The organism is Brevibacterium yomogidense (assembly GCF_016107685.1).
Taxonomy (GTDB): domain Bacteria; phylum Actinomycetota; class Actinomycetes; order Actinomycetales; family Brevibacteriaceae; genus Brevibacterium; species Brevibacterium yomogidense.
In genome coordinates this window covers 285,468-308,164 of the sequence record NZ_JABASY010000003.1, presented here as the reverse complement: position 1 = coordinate 308,164, position 22,697 = coordinate 285,468, and the positions used below count along the sequence as shown (strand labels likewise).

Genomic DNA, 22,697 nt, shown 5'->3' with positions numbered 1-22,697 from the left:
CGTTGGTCTCAGGCCCACCGATACTCGAATTCGGGGCGCCCGGGGGCACCGTGTCGCGCTTGCTTGACGACCTGTTGGGTACTCGCGAGGTGCTCCAGGTAGCGGCGCACCGTCACGCGGGACAGGTCCAGCCGTTGTCCGACCTCTGTGGCCGACACCGCGCTTTCTGACGTCCGCACCACGGACGAGACCTCCCTCAGGGTCTCTTCGATGAGTCCCTTGGGCAGTCGTGTCTGCGGCGTGGCGCGCAAAGCGCTGAAGGCATTGTCGACCGTGGCCTGGGTCGCCAGGTCTCCGCTGCTTGCGAGGTTCAGCCGGAACTCCCGCTGGTTCTCGAGCTTCTCCCGGAATACCGCGAAGGTGAACGGCTTGATGAGGTACTGCGTGATGCCGGAAGACAGCGCACTCTTGATCACCTGCAGGTGGCGCACCGCAGTGACGGCGATGATGTTCGCATCGTGTCTGCTGTGGTTGATCCGCCGCGCCACTTCCAGACCGTGCGAGTCCGTGAGGTTCATGTCCAGCAGGACGATGTCGACCGGGTCGCCGGCGTCCGCCCACGCATCCATGCGTGTGAGGACGTCTGCGCCGTTCAGACTGATGCCGGCGACAGAGAATCCGGGGACGCGACGGACGTAGTCGGCGTGTGCTTCCGCCGTCATCGGGTCGTCTTCGACGATCAGCACCCGCAGCGTGTGCTCACTGCTCATCTGTGCCTCCTTCGGCCAGCGGAAGGACCACTGTGAAGATCGCTCCACCGTCCGATTCGACGTGGAGCTCACCTCCGAGCCTCGTGACGGCCTGACGCACGAGGACCAGCCCGAATCCGCGCCCCAGTCGGTGAGGCGGGCCGGTCTTCGCAGTGGCACCCAGACGGAAGATCGTATCAATGTCGTCCTGCACGATTCCGTGCCCAGAATCTGCGATCGTGATGATGAGCTCGCCGTCGGCAGCCGTGAAATCCGCCCACACATGCCTCTCCTCCGAGGCTGCTGCCGCATCGAAGGCGTTGTCGAGGAGGTTTCCGGCCACCGTGACGAGGTCGCGTGCATCCAAGCTGCCGGGTGGGACCTCGCCCGAACCGGTGAGTGTCAGCGTGAGCCCTCGTTCATTGGCCTGAGCGGCCTTCCCGATCATCAGCGCCGTGATGAACGGCTCATCCAGGGAATCGACGAACGCGTCGGTGAGCTTCTGCGACTCCTGCCGGTCCTGCACGGCGAACTCCAGCGCCTCGTGCTCCCGCCCGCGTTCGATGAGGCTGGCCAGGGTGTGCATCCGGTTCGCATGCTCGTGTGTCTGGGCGCGCAGTGCTTCGGACAGAGTGCGCATGGTCTCCAGCTCACCGGTGAGCTCCTGGATGTCGGTGCGATCCCGCAGGGTCGCGACCGCACCTTCGACGCCTCCATCGAGGACGTCGTCGGCGTGCGGCTGGCTCGCCCTGTTCTGATTGATGACGAGCACGCGGTCGCGGGTCAAGTGGACTTCGTCGAGGGCATCACGACCGGAGGAGAGCAGCGTGCGGACCGAGTCCGGCAGCACCACCTCTGACAGGGGGACCGGACGCCGGTCGTCGGTCGGGGGAAGGTCGAGCAGCCGGGCCGCCTCATCGTTGTACAGGGCCAGCCGCCCCTCATCGTCGATGAGGATGAGCCCCTCCCGCACGGAATGCAGAGCGGAGTTGTAGAACGCGAAGAGGCGCCTGAGCTGCTCATTGCCGTAGCCCAGCGTCGCCCGTCGCAGATAGCGGCTGAGCTTCCATGACCCGAACCCGCCCAGAAGGATCGCAACCGCAGCAATCGTGATGATCTGGGGAAGCGACGCCGCGCGCGCCACAGACAGTGTCTCGAGCGTGACCCCGACCGCGACCATGGCCACGACGTTCTGGGAGTCGTCGTAGATCGGCACGATCGCCCGCACCGACGGGCCCAGCGTGCCCGTGTACTCCTCGACCTGACTGCCGCCGCCCAAAGCCGCATCGATGGTGCCGATGTACGGCTTGCCCAGCTGATCAGGGTCCGGGTGTGTGTACCGAGTGCGGTCGCGATTCATGATGGTGATGAAGTCGACGTCAGCCGTATCCATGATGGTCAACGCGTAGGGCTGGAGCTGAGCGGACGGATCGGAGGAGACCACCGCCTCGGCGACGAACGGTGTGTGCGCAATGGTTTCGGCGATGCTGAGCACCCGGTCGGAGGCAGCTTCGTGTGTGGAACTCACCGCTCTGCTGTAGGTGGTGAGGCTGAGCGCGACACTCACAGCGACGATGAGGGCGAGCTGCAGGAAGAACTGCTGACGGGCAAGAGGACCGTCGCTCAGCTTCCGTCGCCTGCGGCTCGCTGAGGCAGCATTCATCACACACCTCCCTTCTGGGGACGCCCTCGTCTGTGGGCATCGTACGGTCTGCGCACCGTTCGCGGCCCACGACCAATATGAACGCAACCAGGACAGCGCAGTCGTTGTTTGCGACTCTGTTCCGGACATCGACCCGATGTCACTGAGGTCACACCTCATGCGGCGTCCGCAATGCCGCCGCCCACCATTCCGCTCGACGACGAGACGGCGATGAGAGAGGTCACCAATGACGGTCACTCCGAAGAGCAACACGTACATCACCCCGGTCGAGGAGATCGAGGGCGACCTGCACGAGGGTCGTGACCGCATCGGCACGATCGCAGGCATCAAATGGCCCTACTTCCTCCTGCTGATCGCCATCCTCATCGTGGCGGGATACCTGGGTGCTCTGCCCGATGAGATGATCTCCGGGTTCGCGATCACCATGCTGCTGGGCGGGTTCCTCTGGTGGCTGGGCAGCATCATCCCGGTCATCAGAGACTACGGTGCGCCGACAGTCTTCTGCGTCGTCCTGCCAGCGGTCATCGCCGGAATGAACCTGCTCCCGGACGCACTGGTGGAAGCTGCGACGAACTTCACGAGCGGCTACGGATTCATCAACTTCTACATCGCGGCGCTCATCGCAGGAAGCATCCTGGGCATGCCCCGGAAGCTGCTCATCTCCGCCGGAGCCCGGTACGGAGTGCCCCTCCTGGGCATGGTCGTTGTCGTCCTCGCGGGCGTCGGTGGACTCTCCGCACTGGTGGGACGCGGATTCTGGGATGGCATCTTCTTCATCGCCGCACCGATCATCGGCGGAGGCGTGGGGGCCGGCGCCGTGCCGATGTCCGAGATGTACGCCTCCCAGATGGGAGTGGACTCCGGAGACGCGCTGTCGCAGATCATCCCGGCCGTGATCATCGGCAACATCTTCACGATCATCTTCGCCGGCGTCCTCAACGGACTCGGCAAGAACGGCCGCCAGCTGTTCAAGGGATTCAACGGTGAAGGCAACCTGCTCCGGGTCGCGGGGGACTCCTCGGACTACAAGGTGCCCGACCGGTCCGTCAGCGCCCGGTTCAACGTGCTGATCGTCGGCGTCATCTTCGCGGCGATGCTCTACACCCTGGGCCAGGTCATCGGACACTTCGTACCGGCGATCCACCCGTATGCGTGGACGATCCTTGCCGCAGCGCTCATCAAGATCTTCGGCCTGCTTCCCCAGACGTACGAAGATGCTGCGTCCGGCTGGTTCTCCTTCGTCGCCGCAGCGTGGACACCGGCCCTTCTCGTGGGGATCAGCTTCGCGTACATCGACGTGAGTTCAGTGGTGGCGCTGATCTCCGACCCCATGTACATCGTCCTGGTACTCGCGACGGTGATCATCGGCGGGATCGCGGCCGGTCTCCTCGGCTACCTGGTGAAGATGTACTTCATCGAAGCGACGATCTGTGTGGGGCTGGGCATGACAGATATGGGAGGTACAGGCGACGTCGCAGTGCTGTCGGCTGCGAACCGGTTCGAGCTCATGCCGTTCCTGCAGATCTCCAGTCGACTCGGCGGAGCCATGGTGCTGCTGATCCTGTCGTTCCTCCTGCCCTTCGTCTGAGAAGTGCAACGGCGGCGGGTGTCCCCGACGCACCTCGTCCAGTAGGATTGCGTATACGCAAAAAGAGGGGTGGGGTCGTGGACGCGGCAACGATCATCAAGCGAATACGCGTGCTGAGCGGAGTGACTCGCAAGGAATTGGCGGAACTCGCCGGTGTCGCGCCTTCGACGATCGGTCGGGTCGAGCAGGGAACGCTCGACCCGACCTGGGGAACCCTTTCGCACATCCTCGAAGCAACGGGGCACCAGATCAACGGTGACACCGTAGTGTCCGCCGGCGACCCGTCAGGGATCGCCGCCGCACGGCCGGTCCTCGAAAAGCACCTTGCCCTGCGGTCGGCGGCAGAGGGCTCTCCGACCGCTCCTTGTGCGGCTGCGGCCAACAGTCAGATCACGGAGGCGGTAAGCCGATGGCTGGGGCGGTGGGGTCGTGTCGGATGGTTGTCCGACCGCACGGATGTCGATGACCTCGTGTGTGTGGCGGTGTCCGCCGGCAACGCGGGCAAGATTGCTCGCCGTAGCGTCTTGCAGCGCACGGTCGTCGCTGACGGAGGATGGCGCTCTCTCGCACGCCGACTTGACGAAGCGGGGTTCGCCTACGCCATCTCAGGGCTCGTGGCCACTCGTCGGGACCGCGCATCCGCGACAGCAGTGAGGCCGGTTATCTACGTCGACTCGCCTCCACTGGCAGTGGCGAAGCTCGACTTGGAAGAAACAGGCTCCGGTCGTGGTGTGTTGCTGATATCCCCCGTCGGTGACGAACTGGAACGGACGGAGACCGAAGGTGGCATCCGATTCGTCTCACGCGCACAAGGAGTGCTGGACGCGTTCGCGGGTGCAGGCAGGGAGCCCGACAAAGCTGAGGACGCCCTCCGTTCCCTGCTGTCTGTCACAGCATGAGCGGCGTACCCGATGACCTCGAGATCGAGATCATCACCTCACGGAGAGCACTCATCGACGTCCTCACCGGTTTTGCCGACCAGATCGAAGCCCTCACTGTCCTCGGAGGACACGCGGTCATCGAAGTCACCCAGGGGGTCCCTGGCCTGCCGCCCGAGGACACGACTCGCGATGGTGACCTTGGTGTGATTCCGCAACTGCTGAGCGAATCTCCGAACTTGAGTATGCGCATGACTGAACTTGGTTACGAAGCGGCGAATCCGAGCAGCCCGTGTGGGTAGACACGGGAAGCACACCGTGTCAGCGACTCGTGGCACTGAGCTCAGCGTGCTCGATCGCCAGTGGCGAACGCTCCGGTCTTTCGACGGTGGACCGACAGCCGACGCGTATGTCGCCGGTCCCGCCGCGCTGCTCTGTGCGAAGGCATACAAGATCCACGAGCGGATGGATCCGAGTCAGTTGAGGCGGAACGCTGATCGACTTCGTCCGAAGGACTTTGCGGATCTCTATCGGCTCCTCCTTGCCATGCCGCCTCAAGAGGCGGCAGACGCTTTCGTCCGTGGTATCTCGGACACGAGCATCGGCGAGGCCGTCGCTCTGGGGCATCGCTATCTCATTGAGCTCCTGACCGATGCCGCAACTGTTGCCAGTATGGTCGCGGATGTCTGGGGCGACCCCTCTCGAGAGGCCGAGATCCGTGCGGAGGTCTATGAATGGCTTCGAGGCTTCTCTCGCTGACGGGTCAATGATGCTCTAACTTCCTGCCATCCATTGAGTGGACCGATGTGTGCTGCCGGGGAGCACTGCGAGGAAATCGCGAGCGAAGGAATCGTGGCCGTGGTCTGCAAGCGCGCGTAACGCAGCGGGGAGTGCGCCGGACAGAACCGCATCTCGCAGCAACTGGTGACGCGCTACGTTCTGTGTGGGATTCTCTTCCGTGTCGCGCTTCCGCAGGTTCATCGACATGCACAGCTTCACCTGTGTGGTGATGAGTGTGTAGCTCGCGATGATCCTCGAGTTCCCGCAGAGGCGGACGAGCTCCGTGTGGAAGTCGAAGCTCGCCTGCACACGAGCAGCTTGATCATCGGTCCGCTCGAACGCCTGCGCAAGCTGAGAAAGCGCTGCGTCCAGGCGCGAGGTGTCGATCGCTGTCACGTCGTCCGTGTATCGGTAGAGGTGCTCCACCGCCATGCGTTCGAGGCCTTCCCGGAAGGTGAGGATCTCGAACACATCGTTCTGGGTCAGGTCGATGACCCGCACACCCGCGCGGGGCCGGCGGACGACAAGCCCGGACCCTTCGAGGATGCGCAGCCCTTCGCGCACCGGTGCGCGGGACACCCCGAGCCGCTCGCACAGGTGCTCTTCGACCAGTCGGTCGCCTGGCCGCAGCTCACCGCGGAAGACCAGCTCACTGATCCGATCGGCTGCGAGCTCGGCCAGGCTGGGGCTCTCGATGAGTGAGTCGACGGGGGTCGCGTGGCCGGTCTCGGGGGTCGTGGAACGTGGTGTCATCGCGACCTTCTTTCTTCGGGCAGCTAACTGCGAAGGGTATGCAGCAGTGCACTCGCTCGCCTATTGTAGACAATCGACGGTGACGCACGACACGATGAGGTGGGGAATGGCCGACGAGTCAGCACACGAGAAGGCGGCGGAAGCCGGGAACCGGGCTGACACCTCGGCGGCGGTTGCGCGGGAGAGTTCGGCAGGCCCGTTGTCCGGCGTCACCGTGCTGGAAGTGGGCGTCTTCATCGCCGGCCCCTACGCGACGATGCAGCTGGCGGACATGGGAGCTCGCGTCATCAAGATCGAGACCCCCGGGACCGGCGACTCCCTGCGGGCATCCGGCCCCTTCATCGACGGCCACTCGAGCCCTTTCATCCGACTCAACCGGAACAAGGAGTCGATCGTCCTCGACCTGAAGTCCGACGACGGCCGCGCGGCACTGCGCGGGCTGCTCGCGGACGCAGACGTGTTCGTCGAGAACCTGCGTCCCGGCTCGCTCAAGAAGATGGGATTCGGGTACGACGACCTGAAGGAGGAGTTCCCGGGACTGGTGTACGCCTCGGCCTCGGGGTGGGGCCAGGACGGGCCGCTGTCACCGCTGGCCGGCTTGGACATCATGGCGCAGGCGCGGTCGGGACTCATGAGCATCACCGGGTTCAAGGACCAGCCACCCGCGAAGGTGGGGGTGCCGATCTCCGACCTCACGACCGCCCTGTACATGGCGCTGGGCATCGTGTCTGCCCTGTACGAGCGGAAGGAATCGGGGAAGGGCCAGTACCTGGATGTGTCCCTCTTCGAATCCGCAGTGTCGCTGGCGGTGTGGGAAGCGGGCAGCTACTTCGGTGCGGGAGTGGTGAGCCAGCCGAACGGCTCCGCCCACCAGGCACAGGCCCCTTACCAGGCGGTGCTCGCGAAGGACGGCCACGTGACGATCGGTGCCAACGCGCAGGCGACGTGGAGGCGGTTCTGCCAGGCGTTCGACTTCGCGGACCTGGAGGACCACCCGAAGTATGCGGAACCGGAACTGCGCCTGGAGAACCGCGAAGGACTCGTCGCGGTCGTCGAGGATCGCCTGCGGAACCGGACGGTCGACGACGTGCTCGAGGAGATGAACCGGGTGGGCGTCCCCGCAGCGCCCATCAACGACTACGAGCAGGTGTTCAACGACGCGCATTTGAAGGCGCGCGACTACTTCTGGACGGCCCAGCACCCCGAGTTGGGTGAGGTCGAGCAGCTGGGGAATCCGATGCGGTTCTCCCGGTCGCAGGTGACGCGGGGCAACGCGGGGCCCGCGCTGGGTGCGGACACCGAGCGGGTGCTGGCGGAGGTTGCTGCGGGCGGGCGTCGGGACGGGTCGACGGGTGGGTCGAGGGCTGGGTCGACGGGGACGGATCACTGATGATGGGGGAGCAGGGGATGACTGAGCACTTGGTGACCGAGGTCCGTGGGGCGGCACTGCATGTCACCTTCAACCGGCCCGAGGCCCGCAACGCGATGACGTTCGAGATGTACCAGGGGCTGGCCGAGGCGTGCACGCGTGTCGACGAGGATCCGTCGTTGCGGGTGCTGGTGCTGCGCGGCGCGGGCGGCCGGGCGTTCGTCGCCGGGACGGACATCGCGCAGTTCCGCGGGTTCACCGGTGAGGACGGTGTCGAGTACGAGAAGAAGATCGACGCGGTGCTGGGTGCTCTGGCGGCGGTGAAGAAGCCGGTCGTCGCGGTGATCGACGGTCACTGCGTGGGCGGTGGGCTGGGCATCGCCAGTTGCGCGGATATCCGAGTGGGGTCGAGCAAAGCGTCGTTCTCCGTGCCGATCGCGAAGACGCTGGGCAACACCTTGTCGGCGAACACTCTGCGGCGGTTGGTGCGCGCGTTCGGGGAGCCGAGGGCGGCGTCGATGCTGCTGATGGCGCGGCGGGTGGATGCGCAGGAAGCGCTGTTGAGCGGATTCCTCACGGAGGTCGCCGAGGATCTGGACGAGGCGGCGGAGCGTGTGGTGGCGGAGGTGGCCAGCGGTGCTCCTTTGACGCAGTGGTCGATCAAGGAGAACCTGCGGCGGCTGAACGCCGGGGGAGAGGTCGACGATTCGGACGTCGTTTCTGCGGTGTACGGCAGCGAGGACTTCGCCGGCGCTGTTGAGGCGTTCCTGACGAAGGAGCCGATGGAGTGGACGGGGCGGTAGGGGCCCCTCGTCGCTACGACCGCACCACCTGACACTGCGACAGGTAGCCAGTTTCACCCGGCCAGATGGGTCCGGACTGTACCAAGAAGACGACCAGCAGAGTCGCCTCCTACGATCTGAAGGGACCATACAATGAAGTTCAAGCTACTCATATGGATATTGGTCGCAATCGGGGTGGGGCTCATCCTGGGCCAGTTCCTCCCCAGCTCCGTGCTGGCCGGCACCGAATCTGTCCGGGTCATACTCAGCGGTCTTCTCCAGTTCTTCATTCCGCTCATCGTCTTCGCGTTCATCGCTGCAGGAATTGCGGAGCTCAAGGGCCGGATCGGGAAGATGCTCAGCTTCTCGGTCATTCTCGCCTATGCGGACACTGTCATCGGCATATCCCTCGGGGTACTGGCCGCAGTCGTCGTCATTCCCAACCTGGTGGACGGTGGGCGTGCTGCTCAAGAGGCGAACCCTCTGCCGGACCCGTTCTTCGAATTGGAGATCGATCCGCCCCTCGCGGTGATATCTGCGCTGATCCTCGCATTCGTCCTGGGGCTGGGTGCGACGTGGGAGAAATCGCATACCCTCCGCACGCTGCTCCTGGAGTTCCGGGACATCGTCCTCTGGGCGATCCAGAAGATCGTGCTTCCGGTCATACCGTTCTTCATCCTGGTGACCTTTGTGAAGCTCTCTGCTGAGGGTGAGATATTCGCGAACATCCCGGTGTTCGGCGGAATGTTCATTCTCCTCATCTGCATGCAGTGGCTGTGGCTCATCATCGAGTACTCGGTGGCTGGAATCGTTGCTCGCCGCAGTCCGCTTCCGATGGCTAAAGCGATGGTGCCTGCCTACCTCACGGGGATGGGGACGATGTCCAGTGCCGTCACGATGCCGGTCGCACTTCGGCAGGCCAAGACAGTCACGTCGATCGACTCCCGGGTCACCGATTTCACCATTCCACTCTTCAACACTGTCCATCAGGCGTGCGCAGGCATCGGCATCGCCATTGCTGCGATGACAGTTTCGGTCATCACGACGGGTGAGCTTCCGGGCGCGGCGACGATCGTGGTGTTCATTCTGCTGCTCGCGGTCATCGAGGTCGGCGCGGTGGGTATTCCGGGAGGATCGATCCTCGCCTCCTTGGGCATCCTCCAAAGCGTGCTCGGATTCGGAGACCCGGAGATCGGGCTCATGCTGACGCTGTTCGCCATCCAAGACAGCTTCGCGGCCGCAGGGAACGTCACGGGAGACGGAGCGCTGACTATGATCGTCAATCGCTTCTTCGGATCACCGGATGAAGCCGAAGCCACACGGACAAAGGACACGACCGATGCGTGACGTGTATGACCTGCGCAGTGACACTGCGATCCAGCCGACTGCCGCGATGGTCGAATCGCTGAGGGGGCAGTACTTCGCTGATGATCTGCTCAGTGAGGACGCTTCAACGCAGCAGTTGCTCGACCATGTCTGCGAAGCCTTCGGGAAGGAAGCCGCGCTCTTCACCCCGACCGGCACGATGTCGAATCAGATCGCGGCGGCCGTGGTGTCCAGGCCGGGTAGTGAGGTCGTCCTCGGATCGGACTCCCACATCTACAATCTCGAGTCCGGCGGATTGGCGGCGAACTCCGGAGTGCAGGTGCGTGCAGTCGGTGCGGACGCCGGGGAATACCGTGTTCACGAGATCGAGGCGGCGCTGCGGACATCAGCGCTCCAAGTCGCTCCTACGAGCGCGGTCTTCCTGGAATCGACCTACAACCTGAACGCGGGTCACGTCTCTTCCCTGTCCAACCTTCAAGAGATACGGGAAGTCGTCGATCGGCACGGGGCCTTCCTGTACATGGACGGAGCGAGAGTCTTCAATGCGGCAGAAAAGCTGGGTGTCGAGCTCTCGGAGATCGCTCAGCACGTTGACGCGCTGCAATTCTGCCTGAACAAGGGCTTGGGTGGACCTCTGGGGTCGATCCTCGTGGGAACGTCGGAGTTCGTGCGTGAAGCCGCCATGATCCGTCAACGTCTGGGTGGCGGGATGAGGCATACCGGTTTCATCGCGGGACCCAGCCTGCTGGCTTTCGAGGACTGGCGAGAAAGGATGGCTGAGGACCGCGCGCACGCCGCGGTGCTCGCGTCCGCCCTGCGTTCCGTGGAGAGTGTCACCCTCATGAACGATCCGATCGAGACGAACATCGTGAGTTTCTCTCTTGCGGCGTCGCGGTCGGAAGCGAAGCACTTCGAGCAGCAGATCTCGCAGCGAGGGATCCACGTCAAACCCATAGGCCCTGCGGCCTTTCGTGCGGTGACACACTCGTCGCTCAGCGCCGACGACGTTGCATTCTGTGCGGAAACAATGGTCAAGGTCCTCACCGCGGTCGCCGATTCAGGCCGGTGAAGACGTCCGCGTCGGTGAAACGGGTAGTCAGTCCCGCTGCCTCTCCGACTGAGCCACGATGCTCCGTGAACGGGTCACGTGCCCCTCTCGATCCGTTACAGTGTTATCTGATCTACTTCACAGACAACGGTCAGCAACAGAGAACGGAATCGCACTGTGACAACGAGACAACGACGCCTCACACTTCTGGGTACCGCAATCGCTTCGGTGTCCGTCCTGACACTCGCGGCCTGTGGTGGGAGCAGCGACTCCGCTGCCACGGCGGAGGAAGCCGGGGATCTGGACACGGAATTCATCACCATCGCAACGGGTGGTTCGTCGGGCGTGTACTACCAGATCGGCGCCACACTGTCGGACATGCTCGCGGACGAGCTGGGGTCCGACACGTCAGTCCAGGCGACCGGCGCGTCAGCGGAGAACATCAATCTGATCACGGACGGGAACGCCGAACTCGCGTTCACGATGGGTGACGCAACGGTCCAGGCTCTAGAAGGCACTGGTCCCTTCGAAGGCGAACCCCGCGAAGGCCTGGCTGCTATCGGCGCGCTCTACCCAAACACGGTCCAGCTCATCGCGACCAAGGCCTCCGGAATCGAATCCGTTGAAGACCTCGAGGGCCGCAACGTCGCCGTCGGCGATGTGGGATCCGGTGTGGAACTCAACGCGCAGATGGTCTTGGGCGCCTACGACATGGACTACGACGACCTCAACGCGGACTACCTCGATTACGGTGAGGCGACGGACCAGATGGCGAACGGCCACGTCGAAGCACTCTTCGCCACGTCCGGACTGCCGAACCCTGCGCTCACCGAGCTCGCGACGAGCACAGATTTCATCCCGGTCCCCATCGATGGTGAGGGGAGGGACAATCTGCTGTCCGAGTACGAGTTCTTCCAGGAAGCCACGATTCCCGCAGATACCTACAAGAACGATGACGACGTCGACACGGTCAGCGTGACGAATCACCTCCTCGCGTCCACAGAACTGAGCGAGGAAGCTGTCTACGACATCACCGCAGCGATCTTCGACAACATCGACCGGGTGCATGCATCACACGTGGAAGCGGAGAACATCACGCTGGAGACCATCACAGAGGGGCTGGTCGTGCCGCTGCACCCCGGTGCAGCGCAGTACTACGAAGAGCAGGGGCTCGACCTCAGCTCCGTTCCCGGGAGCGACGGAGCCGCCGAGGCAGATGCTTCTGACGAGTGACGCTCGTCCCCGTTCCTGAGGGTGTGGGCCGTGCCTTCGACGCGCGGCCCACACCCTCGAGACGGGCAGCGTTCCGCTGGGGACTCGCAGTCGTCGGCCTCGGAGTGGGACTGACTGCGTGCTCTCCACAGGGACCAGTCCTCGTCTGTCGTCATCAGCGCACCGGCGAGGAGTATGCACGTTTCCCGATTGCAGAAGGAACCCGGATCACCCATTCGTGGATCCATTCGATCGAACTCTCGCGGTGGACCGATACCTTCCAATTCGACGGCACACAGCTTCAGCTGGTCGAAACGCGATTCAAGCAGTACGGGGCGGGGATGCCCCTGGACGAAGGCACTATCCGGATGGAAGACGGATGGGTCGTCATCGAAGACATCGACCGTACCTTCGAAGCCATCACGTGGATCCATTCGCACCGTGTCGACTACCGGATCGGCATTGACGACATGGAGGATGCCATTGATCCTCACGAGCTTCCAGATAACGAACCCTTGGAACTGAGGCCAATATGACCGACGAGAAGAAGCTGAAGGGCGACGGCCGCACAGCCGCGAGTTCCGCTGGCGGAAGCGGTGGTGCGCCTACAGGCAGCATCACGCTCGAACCGATGGACGAAGCAACCCGGCGTGCGCAGGAGGCACATGCCGCCGAGGCCGCCGCGAAGTACGACGAAGAGTCGCGGATCAGGACGACGAAGTGGAAGCCGCTGGCGCTTCTCATCAGTGGTGTCGCGATCTTCACCGCGCTTTACCACATGTATACCGCGTACTTCGGGACACCTCCGACGCTGATCCACCGCTCGCTGCATGTGAGCCTCATCCTGTTCCTCACCTTCATGCTGCACCCCCCCGCGAAGCGCGCTAAAGCGGAATGGTGGCGAATCCCCGACGCTGTACTGGCACTGTTGGCGATCGTGCCCACCATCTACCTCTGGCAGAACTACGAGCAGGTGGTGATCCAAGCAGGACGGTTCACCTCGACAGATATCATCGTGGCGACGCTCCTGGTTGTGCTCGTCCTGGAAGCAGCACGCCGCGTCACAGGGTGGGCGCTGCCGATCCTCGCACTCCTGTTCATCGGATTCGGCCTCTATGGTCGGGACATGCCGGGGCTGCTGCGCCACCGCGGTTACGACTGGGACACCCTCGCCTATCAGTTCTTCGCCACGACCGAAGGCATCTTCGGCACTGCGGTAGGAGTGTCCTCCACCTACATCTTCCTCTTCATCCTCTTCGGAGCCTTCTTGGCGAAGTCCGGGATGAGCCAGATGTTCAACGATCTCGCACTGGCGATCGCCGGCCAGACGCGTGGCGGACCGGCAAAAGTCGCAACGCTCGCCTCCGGCTTCATGGGCTCGATCAACGGCTCCGCGATCGCGAATGTCGTCTCGACCGGCGCCTTCACGATTCCGCTCATGAAAAAGGTGGGATACACCCGTACTTTCGCCGGTGCCGTGGAATCGACCGCATCTGTCGGTGGGCAGATCCTTCCACCCGTTATGGGTGCTGCCGCCTTCATCATGGCTGAGACGATCGGCGTCCCCTACACGACGGTTGCCCTCGCCGCTATCGTCCCTGCACTGCTCTACTACATCAGCCTCATCGCACAGATCCACCTTCGCGCCACAAGAATGGGTCTCAAGGGGATCTCGCGAGACAGCCTGCCGGCAGTGCGGGATGTCCTCAAAGACCAGGGGCATCTGCTCCTGCCTCTGATCTTCCTGCTCTACATGCTGTTCTTCTCGGGTAGGACTATCCTCTTCTCCGCATTCCTCACGATCCTGGTGACCATCGTCATCGCGATGCTGCGGAAGAGCACGCGCATGTCGTTCCGTCAGATCCTCGAAGCACTCGAAGAGGGGACGCTGTCTGCACTGAGCGTTGCGATCGCCTGTGCTTCCGTGGGCGTGATCGTGGGAGTCGTGACGATCTCCGGCTTCGGCGTCACACTGGCCAGCGCTATCGTCGCGCTTTCGGGTGGAATCCTGTTCTGGACCCTCGTCTTCACGATGGTCGCCTGCCTGGTGCTCGGAATGGGACTGCCGTCCATCCCGGCCTACATCATCACCGCGACGATGGCGGCCCCTGCCCTCGTCACGCTGGGCGTCGAACCGCTCGTTGCGCACCTGTTCGTGTTCTACTTCGGTCTCTTCGCCAATATCACTCCGCCGGTGGCGCTCGCTGCGTTCGCCGCAGCGGGGATCAGTGGAGGCAAGCCGATGGCGACGGGAATGGCGTCACTCAGGCTCGCCGCCGCGGGCTTCGTGATTCCCTACATCTTCGTGTTCAGCCCCGAACTCCTGCTGAGGGACGTGGACGTCATGACCGGTATCATCGTCGTTGCGACATCGCTGCTGGCAGTCCTTCTCTTGTCGACTGCGATCGAGGGGCACTTCATGGAGGACATGGCGTGGTACCTGCGTATCGTCATCGCAGCTGGAGCCGTGCTTCTTCTGACACCGGACATGTTCCAGGACCTCGGCGGAGCAGCCCTTGTGGCGATCGTGCTCGCAGTCCAGATGTACAAGGCGAAGCAGAATGACAATCTGAGCCTCCGAGCGATCTGACGCAGGAACCGCGGAAAGTGGGCGCGTATTCACTGCGGGCGTATCGCCGCGAGTGACGTATATAGGTGAGGGGTTCATCATACGCGTGGATGATGAACCCCTCACCTCGCTGTGCGCCGTGTCGTGCGTCAACGCCCTCGTCAGTCGTGGATCAGCGAACTGGCGTTGAGCGAATGCCACGCGCGGCTGTGGTAGACGAGCGGCGGTTCCGCATCCCTCTCCGGGACGGAGTGAAGCCCACCCACTTCGTCACCCTCCACCATGAAGAGGGTGGCGCCCTTTGCCGGCAGGTTGCCGATGATGCGGCCGCGGATCCATGCGGCCGCGTCGCGGAAGACGATCTCACCCGTAGGCAGACGATCCCACAGGCTCGTATCCGCGAAGCGGTCGATGCCGCTCGTCGCACCGAGCTTCGCCAGGTGAAGCTGGCGTGCGCTGAGAAGGTGGACCACGACCCCCGACGAGCGCAGGAGGGCAGGAGTGCTCGACGACCGAGCCGACGCGGAGAACGCGACGGTCGGCGGATTCGCGTCGACAGAGATCACGGAGGTTGCGGTCATCGCGACGGGACCGTCTCCCGGATCCGCGGTCACGAGCGCGACGCCAGCGGGGTGGTTGCGGAAGGCGGTCACGAACTGGTCAGTCAGCGTGGGCTGCGCGAGCGCTGTTGCCATGATTGAGTCCAATCGTCGAAGTCGTGCACATGGCACTTACTCGTGACGCCGAGTGAACCCTGTCGATACAGACAGAGCCGTGCCCGCGAGACCTGTCGAGCTCAGATGACCCCGCGGCCTCGGCGCCTGTGTGGTTGAGCGTGAGCCCCACGCTAAGGACTGACCCGCCGCCCCCAACGGCTGGACGTAAACAACGCACACGAATGGTCACACAACGACTTGTGAACACAGAAAGTCCCGAACCGCACGACGCACGTGCGGTTCGGGACTCGCCTCTCTTACCGCGACACGTCCTTGATCTGCCCATACGACAGTGCACCCCAGAAATCGCCGCGCACATACCGCTGCTCCGGATCCGGGTTGAAGTCCCATGGCCGTGACGTCCCCGCCTGCAGCGCTTCCGCCACCAGCCGGCGCTTCTCCTGACTGCCCAGGATCTCCGACTCCAGCGCCCCGAAGTCGTACCGTCCCTCCAACTCCGTCCGCAGCTGATCCGCGATCCCCTCATACGCAGGGTCCGCCGCCTTGTTCACCAGCTCATCCGGATCCGCCACCAGGTCGAACAGCTGATCCGGATCGCCCGGGCACAGCACGAACTTGTACTGCCCCCGCACCAGCGTCACCTGCGGCCGGTATGTGCCCTCCGCCAGGTACTCGATGACGACATCCCGATCATCCGGCTTCGACGTCCCGGACGTCTCCCGGCGGATCGACTCGAAGAGGGACAGCCCCGCCTGACCCTTCGCCACCACCTCATCCGTCGCAGACACCGGAGACGTCACAGCTTCCGACCCTCCGCTCGCACCCGGAGCGCCTGAACCTGCAGCATCCGCCCCCGCAGCGCCCGCACCGGAACCACCGCCACCGGCCAGCTCCACCAGCGTCGGTGCGAGGTCCAGCAGGCTCACCGGGTTCGCGAACCGCCCCTTCGGGACCACGTCCTCGGGCCCCCACATGATGAGCGGCACCCGTGCCGACTGCTCATACGGCGACATCTTGTACCAGAGGCCCTTCTCACCCAGCATGTCCCCGTGGTCGCTGGTGACGATGACGACGGTGTTCTCCGCCAGCCCCAGTTCCTCCAACCGGTCACGGATCCTGCCGACGTGATCATCGATGTAGGCGACCGCCGCGTAGTACGCGTGCCGCGCCCGCCGGACCTCCTCGAGCGTAGGCTCCCGCTGGTCGAACCCGCACATCGTCCGCAGTCGGTGGCTGTGCGGGTCCTGCTCCACGTCCGGCACCTCCGGATGTGCAGGATCCGGGATCTGCCCTGCGAAGAACCGGTCCCAGTGCTCCCGCGGTGGCTCGTACGGGTCATGCGGGTGGATGAACGAGGTGACCATGAGGAACGGCTGATCCTCCCCGGCCGCCCGGTTCGCCCGCACCCGGTCCGCCAGGTGCCGCAGCGACCGGAAGCCCACCTCGTCGTCGAAGTCCTGCTGGACGGTTGCCGTCGACACTCCGGCCTCGTACACCGGGTCCGCGTTGTGGTACCACTGCAGCCGCTCGCCCAGCGGCCGCTCCCAGTCCGGCACCATGTCCATGTCCGCCGGGTACACGTCGGTGGTGAGCCGCTGCTCGAACCCGTGATGCTGATCCGGGCCGATGAAGTGCATCCTGCCCACGAGCGCCGTGTGGTACCCCATCGCCCGCAGCCGGTGCGCGAACGTGGGTTCCGACGACGGGAAGTCCGCACCGTTGTCGAAGCATCCCAGCTCCGAGGGCAGCTTCCCCGTCATCATCGACGCCCGCGACGGAGCGCACAGGGGAGTGGTGCAGTAGGCACGGTCGAACACGGCACCGTCGGCGGCCAGCGCATCCATGTGCGGGGTGCGCGCGGCGTCGTCGCCGTACGCCCCCATCGCCTGCGCGGCCATCTGGTCTGCCTGGATCACTACGATGTTGGGTGGCGTCACGTGGCGTCACGTCCTTTCTTGGAACTGTCTACGAGGTGAGAGTTGTGAGTGCCTGCTGCGGCCCGGACCGGACGGGCACCGACCTGCCCGAGGCTCACGCCGGCACCGCTGCCGATCGCACCGGTCCGGCGGGGGAGGACTGCGGCCCTGGTCCGGACCTGCTGGAGAGGCTCAGTGCCGCGGCCGGGTCGGAGCTGCGCTTCGCGGGGCTGCCCGGCGGCACCTTCCGCATGGGTGCCGAGGATCCGCTCGCCTACGCCGAGGACGGCGAGGGTCCGGTCCGCACCGTGTCCGTCGACCCGTTCGCGATCGCGACGACGACGGTGACCGTCGCCCAGTTCGCGGCCTTCGTCGCGGCGACCGAGCACCGCACCGACGCCGAGGCCCACGGCACCTCCCTGGTCTTCACCGCTCTGCTGCCCGCGAAGGTGCGGGCCGCCTCCCCGACCGTGGTCGCCACCCCGTGGTGGCAGGAGGTGGCCGGTGCCTGCTGGTTCGAACCGGAAGGTCCCGGTTCCCGCGTGGACGATCGGGTCGACCACCCGGTCACCCACGTCTCCCAGCGCGACGCGGCAGCGTACGCGGGATGGGTGGGTGCGCGACTGCCCACGGAGACCGAATGGGAGTACGCGGCCCGGGGTGGGCTGGATCAGCAGCCCTACCCGTGGGGTGCTGAGCGCACGCCCGGCGGGGAGGTCCGCATGAACACGTTCTCCGGTGAGTTCCCCGATGGCCCCACCGGTCCGGTCGGCACGGTGGCGGCGGAGGCGTTCCCGCCCAACGGGTACGGGCTGCACAATATGACCGGCAACGTGTGGGAATGGACCGTGAGCCCCTTCCGCGCGACCGACCAGCGACCGGTCCTGCGCGGCGGGTCGTACATGTGCCACGCCTCCTATTGCCGCCGGTACCGCACCTCCGCGCGTACCGCGGTCACCGCGGACACGTCGCTGGGGCACACCGGCTTCCGCCTGGCCGTCACGACCGGCTAGCACGCCCCGGCCGGTGAGGCCCCCGCGCGGGGCGAGGACCTCACGACCGGCCAGGACCTCACGAGAGGCGAGGACCCCACGTCCGGCTAGGCACCCGCGAGAGCGGGCTGCGCTGCGCATCGCACGCTCACCGGGCCGGATCCTCGGAGGCCTCCCCAGCTGCGGGTGCGGGGGCAGCGGGTGTGGTGGGCGCCTCGGCGGCGGTGTCGTCCTCCGCCGGATCGGTATCGGCGACGTCGGTCGCGGAGTCCTCCCCGTCGGGAGTCCAGCCGTCGGCCCACTCGCCGGTCTCGTAGTCGTAGCCGACCGGATTGCCGTACTCGTCGGTGCGCTTGTACCAGGCGGTGTAGTCCTCGTCCTCCGAATCGATGATCGCACCGGCACCTTCACCCGGCGCGGTCTCCACGACCTGCAGTGCGAAGTCGTCGCCGAACCGGTCCACACCGTCGACCACCGCGTTGTCCATGACCGCCTGCGCGTACTTGTGGCGCATCGTGTGCGGGTCCGTGCGGAGGTCGCGGAACCAGGCGACGATCGCCAGCAGCATGACGAACGCGAACGGGACAGCTGTCACGATGACCAGCTGCTGCAGACCCTCCAGCGCCGTCGCATCGCCCAGCAGCAGCATGACGACCGCGATGCCGGACATGACCAGGCCCCAGAAGATGACGATCCAGCGTCGGGGCGCCTGATCGCCCCCGGTCGTGAGCATCCCCATGACGACGGACGCGGAATCCGCGGACGTGATGAAGAAGATCGCCAGCACCGCGATGCTCACGACGGACAGCCAGCCCATGTTCGGGAGGTTGTCGAGCATGGCGAAGAAGACCTCGGGCGGGGCCATGTCGTTCGAGAACCCTTCCGCACCCTGCGTGTACATCCAGATCGACGTGCCGCCCATGATGCCGTAGGCGACGAACAGCAGCGTCGACGGGATGAAGATCGTGCCCAGCAGGAACTGGCGGATCGTGCGGCCGCGGGAGATGCGGGCGATGAAGACACCCACGAACGGCGACCAGGAGATCCACCACGCCCAGTAGTAGACCGTCCACGCCGACTGGAAGGCGACCGTCTCCTCACCCCAGGAAAGGGAGCGGCCCAGCATGTCGAACATCGACCCCAGGTACTCCATCATCCCCGACGGCAGGAGGTTGAGCAGGAACAGCGTCGGCCCCACGAAGAGGACGATGCCGACGATCGCCACCGTGAGGACGATGTTGATGCTCGAGAGGTAGCGGATGCCGCGGGACACACCGGACACCGCGGACACGATGAAGCCCACCGTGAGGATGAGGATGACGAGCACCGTCATGTTGTTCGTGAGCGGGCCCGCACCGGACACCAGCGAGACACCCGTGCCGATCTGCATCGCTGCGATGCCCAGAGCCGCCGCCGTGCCGAACAGGGTCGCGATGATCGCGAAGATGTCGACGAGCTTGCCGGCGAAGCCATCCGTGTGACGCTCACCGAACAGGCTGCGGAAGATGGAGGACATGAGGAGGGAGCGGCCTCGGCGGTAGGCGGCATAGGCGACCGCACCACCCACCAGCGCGTACATCGCCCAGGCGTGGAAGCCCCAGTGGAGGTATGTCTGCGCCATCGCGTGGTGCAGGGCCTCGGTGGTCTCCGCCGCATTCGTGTGCGGGGGAGGGGAGACGTAGTAGGTCAGCGGCTCCGACGGGCCGAAGAACAGCACACCGATACCGATGCCCGCGGCGAACAGCATCGCCACCCAGGAGAACGTGGAGAACTCCGGCTTCTCACCGTCCTTGCCCAGCACGATCCGGCCGTAGGGCGACATCGCGATCGCGAGCAGAGCGACGAGGATGACGATCGCGACGAGGTTGAACAGCCAGCCGAGGTTGCGGGTCGCCCAGTCGTAGGCGGCACCTGCGACGATGCTCACGCTCTCCGTGCCGACGATCCCCCAGATGACGAACGCGACCGTGAGGACGCCGGCCACACCGAAGACCGTCTTGCCCAGGGTGTAGCGGCGACGCTGCTCGTCGATCGCGATACCCGGCACCAGCGCGGGGTGGATGTCGTGCGGGTAGTCGTTGTGCGGGTACCGGGGGCGCCGGTAGTCGAAACGACCCAGCTGCTCGCCGGCGCGGCCCAGCTGCTCACCGGCGGCGCGGCCGGCGCGCTTCGCGTCCTGCTTGAGACGCTGCGGGGCGCCGTGGCCTGCAGACGCAGCGGATGCGGTCGTGTCGGTGGTCGGCGCGTCCGTGGCGTCGTGGTTCGCGGCGCCTGGGTTCGTCGACGCGGGGTCGGGTGTGTGGGAAGACTGCTGATCGTCAGTCATCGCTGATACTGCTCCTGTCGGAGGTCGCGGGTGGACCGCCGAACAGTACTTCGCTACCCGGCGCGCTGAGGCGGCAGGGCTGGTGTCGGCGGTAGGTCCGTGATGCCGAGGCCCGGGGAAGCAGGCCGTGCGGCGGGCAACAGCCCTATGGCTCTCCGCCCCACCAGCCGATCGCAGCAGGGGTCCAGGAATCATTCGCGAAACCGCTGGCGGGGCGGGGCGCGATGCGCGCGGAGTGGCGGTCCAGTTCGGACGCACGATCCCCCAGGGACTGGACCTGTGTTCGACACAGGCGTCCGGCTGAGATCTCCGTGTGAGGCATACCGGGGATGCTACCGACGAATTCCCAGGTAGCAAATGGACCATTCAGCCTACTTGCGGGTAGTGGCCGTGCGAAGCCCCGTTGACGCTGATGGCTCGAGCCCAACCTCCGTTGGTGGTTGGGGACTCCTCTGCGCCGACGACTGCGGTAGGGTTCCCTGGTCATTGCTTGTGAAGCCGATCACGACTCTGTGGTGGGCGGAATCGTGGAATCTGAGGTGCGGAATTGGACTCTCTCACGGCCGTATTCGACGCGATCAGCAGAGTGGTGTGGGGGCCGTTCGTCCTCATCCCGCTGCTGTTGGGCACCGGACTGTATCTGACGTTCCGCCTGGGCGGGCTGCAGTTCTTCAAGCTCATCCCCGCTCTGCGCCTGGGCATCCTCAAGCGCAAGGACCAGGGCTCGGAAGGGGATATCAGCCAGTTCCAGGCGCTCACCACCGCACTCGCCGCCACGGTGGGCACCGGAAACATCGTCGGAGTCGCCACGGCCATCGGGATCGGCGGTCCGGGTGCGCTCTTCTGGATGTGGATGACCGGACTCCTGGGCATGGTGACGAAGTACGCGGAGGGCTTCCTCGCTGTCCGCTACCGCCGCACCGACGCGGCGGGGGAGAAGTCCGGCGGACCCCAGTACTACCTTGAGCACGGCATCAAGAACGGGTTCGGCAAAGCACTGGCGCTCATGTTCGCCATCTTCGCTGTGCTCGCCTGCTTCGGCATCGGCAATATGACGCAGGGCAACTCGATCGCGTCCAACGTCGAGGCCAGCTGGAGCGTACCTGCCTGGGTCACCGGTCTGGTGCTCAGCGTTCTCACCCTGGTGGTGCTGGTCGGCGGCATCAAGTCGATCGGCCGCGTCACTGCGGGCCTGGTGCCCATCATGATCGTGTTCTACGTCGCAGGCGGCCTCTACATCCTGCTGGCGAACATCCAGGCGGTGCCAGCAGCGTTCGGCCAGATCTTCTCCGAAGCGTTCACCGGCACCTCGGCGGTGGGCGGCTTCGCAGGGTCGGCGATCATCATCGTCATCCAGATGGGAGTCGCCCGCGGTCTGTTCTCCAACGAATCGGGGCTCGGATCCGCCCCGATCGCCGCGGCGGCCGCGCAGACGAACCATCCCGTGCGTCAGGGACTCGTGTCCATGACACAGACGTTCATCGACACGATCATCGTGGTGAGCTTCACCGGTCTGACGATCATCACGACGGGCACGTGGAACCAGGTCGATCCGGAGACGGGTGAACAGATCTCCGCCGCACTCATGACGGGCGAGGCGTTCTCGCACGGCCTGCCGGGTGAATGGGGACACTGGGTCGTCACTCTGGGGATCGTGCTCTTCGCGTTCTCCACCCTGCTCGGATGGTCGTACTACGGCGACAGGAACGTGGAGAGGCTGTTCGGCCGTCGGGCGGTGCTGCCGTTCCGGGTCGTGTTCTCCCTGGTGGTCTACGTCGGCTGCACCTCGGAGCTCGAAGTCGTCTGGAGCTTCTCGGACGTGATGAACGGTCTCATGGCGCTGCCGAACCTGGTGGGAATCCTCGTCCTCTCCGGACTGATCGCCCGGGAGACACGCCATTACCTCAAGCACGATCCGCAGCTGCTCGCGGACAAGGACCAGATCGAGGCGTTCATGAAGGATCAGCCTGGCTGGGACGAATGGAAGGCCGGAGACATCATCGGCTCCTCTCACCGCGGGACTGCTGTGTCCGGACGACCCGGCGAAGCGGGGAACCAGCCCGACTGACTGACTCCGCCAAGAGCCGTGAGGACTCGGGATCTCCGGCAGACACGATGCACCCCGTGGG

At 64.9% G+C, this 22,697-nt stretch carries 19 protein-coding genes; 13 read left to right on the top strand and 6 right to left on the bottom strand.

Annotation, left to right across the window (positions count from 1 at the left end):
* Positions 1 to 8: 8 nt before the first annotated feature.
* On the bottom strand, positions 9 to 710 hold the full coding sequence (locus JFC09_RS09835; RefSeq protein WP_198393835.1) for a response regulator: 702 nt from the start codon (positions 708 to 710) through the stop codon (positions 9 to 11).
* The gene (locus tag JFC09_RS09830; protein WP_198393834.1) at positions 700 to 2,352 is read right to left on the bottom strand and encodes an ATP-binding protein; all 1,653 of its coding nucleotides are present in this window, start codon (positions 2,350 to 2,352) and stop codon (positions 700 to 702) included. Before JFC09_RS09830 ends, JFC09_RS09835 begins: the two co-directional genes overlap by 11 nt.
* A gap of 226 nt (positions 2,353 to 2,578) precedes the next feature.
* On the opposite strand from JFC09_RS09830, the gene JFC09_RS09825 reads away from it, so the two are divergent.
* From JFC09_RS09825 to JFC09_RS09810, 4 genes are all read left to right on the top strand, one after another.
* A complete protein-coding gene (locus JFC09_RS09825) occupies positions 2,579 to 3,940 on the top strand; it encodes a 2-hydroxycarboxylate transporter family protein (RefSeq protein WP_198393833.1) in 1,362 nt (453 codons plus the stop codon).
* A gap of 77 nt (positions 3,941 to 4,017) precedes the next feature.
* Positions 4,018 to 4,839, top strand: coding sequence for a helix-turn-helix domain-containing protein (locus tag JFC09_RS09820; protein WP_198393832.1), 822 nt, complete (start codon positions 4,018 to 4,020; stop codon positions 4,837 to 4,839).
* On the top strand, positions 4,836 to 5,120 hold the full coding sequence (locus JFC09_RS09815; RefSeq protein ID WP_198393831.1) for a hypothetical protein: 285 nt from the start codon (positions 4,836 to 4,838) through the stop codon (positions 5,118 to 5,120). Before JFC09_RS09820 ends, JFC09_RS09815 begins: the two co-directional genes overlap by 4 nt.
* Positions 5,121 to 5,166: 46 nt before the next feature.
* Positions 5,167 to 5,577, top strand: a complete 411-nt coding sequence (locus JFC09_RS09810) for a hypothetical protein (RefSeq protein WP_198393830.1) — start codon at positions 5,167 to 5,169, stop codon at positions 5,575 to 5,577.
* Positions 5,578 to 5,592: 15 nt separating this feature from the next.
* On the opposite strand, the gene JFC09_RS09805 is transcribed toward JFC09_RS09810, so the two are convergent.
* The gene (locus JFC09_RS09805; protein ID WP_198393829.1) at positions 5,593 to 6,351 is read right to left on the bottom strand and encodes a GntR family transcriptional regulator; all 759 of its coding nucleotides are present in this window, start codon (positions 6,349 to 6,351) and stop codon (positions 5,593 to 5,595) included.
* A gap of 106 nt (positions 6,352 to 6,457) precedes the next feature.
* Between JFC09_RS09805 and JFC09_RS09800 the strand changes: the two genes are divergently transcribed.
* The 7 genes from JFC09_RS09800 to JFC09_RS09770 all read left to right on the top strand — a co-directional run bounded on the left by JFC09_RS09800 (position 6,458) and on the right by JFC09_RS09770 (position 14,678).
* The gene (locus JFC09_RS09800; RefSeq protein WP_232483390.1) at positions 6,458 to 7,741 is read left to right on the top strand and encodes a CaiB/BaiF CoA transferase family protein; all 1,284 of its coding nucleotides are present in this window, start codon (positions 6,458 to 6,460) and stop codon (positions 7,739 to 7,741) included.
* A gap of 17 nt (positions 7,742 to 7,758) precedes the next feature.
* On the top strand, positions 7,759 to 8,523 hold the full coding sequence (locus tag JFC09_RS09795) for an enoyl-CoA hydratase (protein ID WP_232483389.1): 765 nt from the start codon (positions 7,759 to 7,761) through the stop codon (positions 8,521 to 8,523).
* A gap of 132 nt (positions 8,524 to 8,655) precedes the next feature.
* Positions 8,656 to 9,849 (top strand): cation:dicarboxylate symporter family transporter, encoded by a 1,194-nt coding sequence (locus JFC09_RS09790; protein ID WP_198393828.1) that lies wholly within the window; start codon positions 8,656 to 8,658, stop codon positions 9,847 to 9,849.
* On the top strand, positions 9,806 to 10,897 hold the full coding sequence (locus JFC09_RS09785; protein ID WP_332839726.1) for a threonine aldolase family protein: 1,092 nt from the start codon (positions 9,806 to 9,808) through the stop codon (positions 10,895 to 10,897). The genes JFC09_RS09790 and JFC09_RS09785 overlap by 44 nt, the downstream gene beginning before the upstream one ends.
* 156 nt (positions 10,898 to 11,053) lie before the next feature.
* Positions 11,054 to 12,109 carry a TAXI family TRAP transporter solute-binding subunit gene (locus JFC09_RS09780; RefSeq protein WP_332839725.1) on the top strand — a complete coding sequence of 352 codons (1,056 nt, stop codon included), beginning with the start codon at positions 11,054 to 11,056 and terminating at the stop codon, positions 12,107 to 12,109.
* Positions 12,106 to 12,624: a DUF1850 domain-containing protein gene (locus JFC09_RS09775; protein ID WP_198393825.1), complete on the top strand. Its 519-nt coding sequence runs from the start codon at positions 12,106 to 12,108 to the stop codon at positions 12,622 to 12,624. Before JFC09_RS09780 ends, JFC09_RS09775 begins: the two co-directional genes overlap by 4 nt.
* Positions 12,621 to 14,678 (top strand): TRAP transporter permease, encoded by a 2,058-nt coding sequence (locus JFC09_RS09770; RefSeq protein ID WP_198393824.1) that lies wholly within the window; start codon positions 12,621 to 12,623, stop codon positions 14,676 to 14,678. Before JFC09_RS09775 ends, JFC09_RS09770 begins: the two co-directional genes overlap by 4 nt.
* A 140-nt stretch (positions 14,679 to 14,818) precedes the next feature.
* On the opposite strand, the gene JFC09_RS09765 is transcribed toward JFC09_RS09770, so the two are convergent.
* Together JFC09_RS09765 and betC are read right to left on the bottom strand one after the other, a co-directional pair.
* A complete protein-coding gene (locus tag JFC09_RS09765) occupies positions 14,819 to 15,352 on the bottom strand; it encodes a flavin reductase family protein (RefSeq protein WP_198393823.1) in 534 nt (177 codons plus the stop codon).
* Positions 15,353 to 15,630: 278 nt separating this feature from the next.
* Positions 15,631 to 17,271 carry a choline-sulfatase gene (betC, locus tag JFC09_RS09760; protein WP_198393822.1) on the bottom strand — a complete coding sequence of 547 codons (1,641 nt, stop codon included), beginning with the start codon at positions 17,269 to 17,271 and terminating at the stop codon, positions 15,631 to 15,633.
* A gap of 44 nt (positions 17,272 to 17,315) precedes the next feature.
* Between betC and JFC09_RS09755 the strand changes: the two genes are divergently transcribed.
* Entirely contained in the window at positions 17,316 to 18,263 is a 948-nt protein-coding gene (locus tag JFC09_RS09755) for an SUMF1/EgtB/PvdO family nonheme iron enzyme (protein ID WP_332839724.1), read from the top strand.
* 127 nt (positions 18,264 to 18,390) lie between these two features.
* Here the strand turns inward: JFC09_RS09755 and JFC09_RS09750 are convergent, their stop codons facing one another.
* The gene (locus JFC09_RS09750) at positions 18,391 to 20,568 is read right to left on the bottom strand and encodes a BCCT family transporter (protein ID WP_198393820.1); all 2,178 of its coding nucleotides are present in this window, start codon (positions 20,566 to 20,568) and stop codon (positions 18,391 to 18,393) included.
* Positions 20,569 to 21,115: 547 nt separating this feature from the next.
* Here JFC09_RS09750 and JFC09_RS09745 point away from each other — a divergent pair.
* Positions 21,116 to 22,636: an alanine/glycine:cation symporter family protein gene (locus JFC09_RS09745; RefSeq protein ID WP_198393819.1), complete on the top strand. Its 1,521-nt coding sequence runs from the start codon at positions 21,116 to 21,118 to the stop codon at positions 22,634 to 22,636.
* Positions 22,637 to 22,697: the final 61 nt, after the last annotated feature.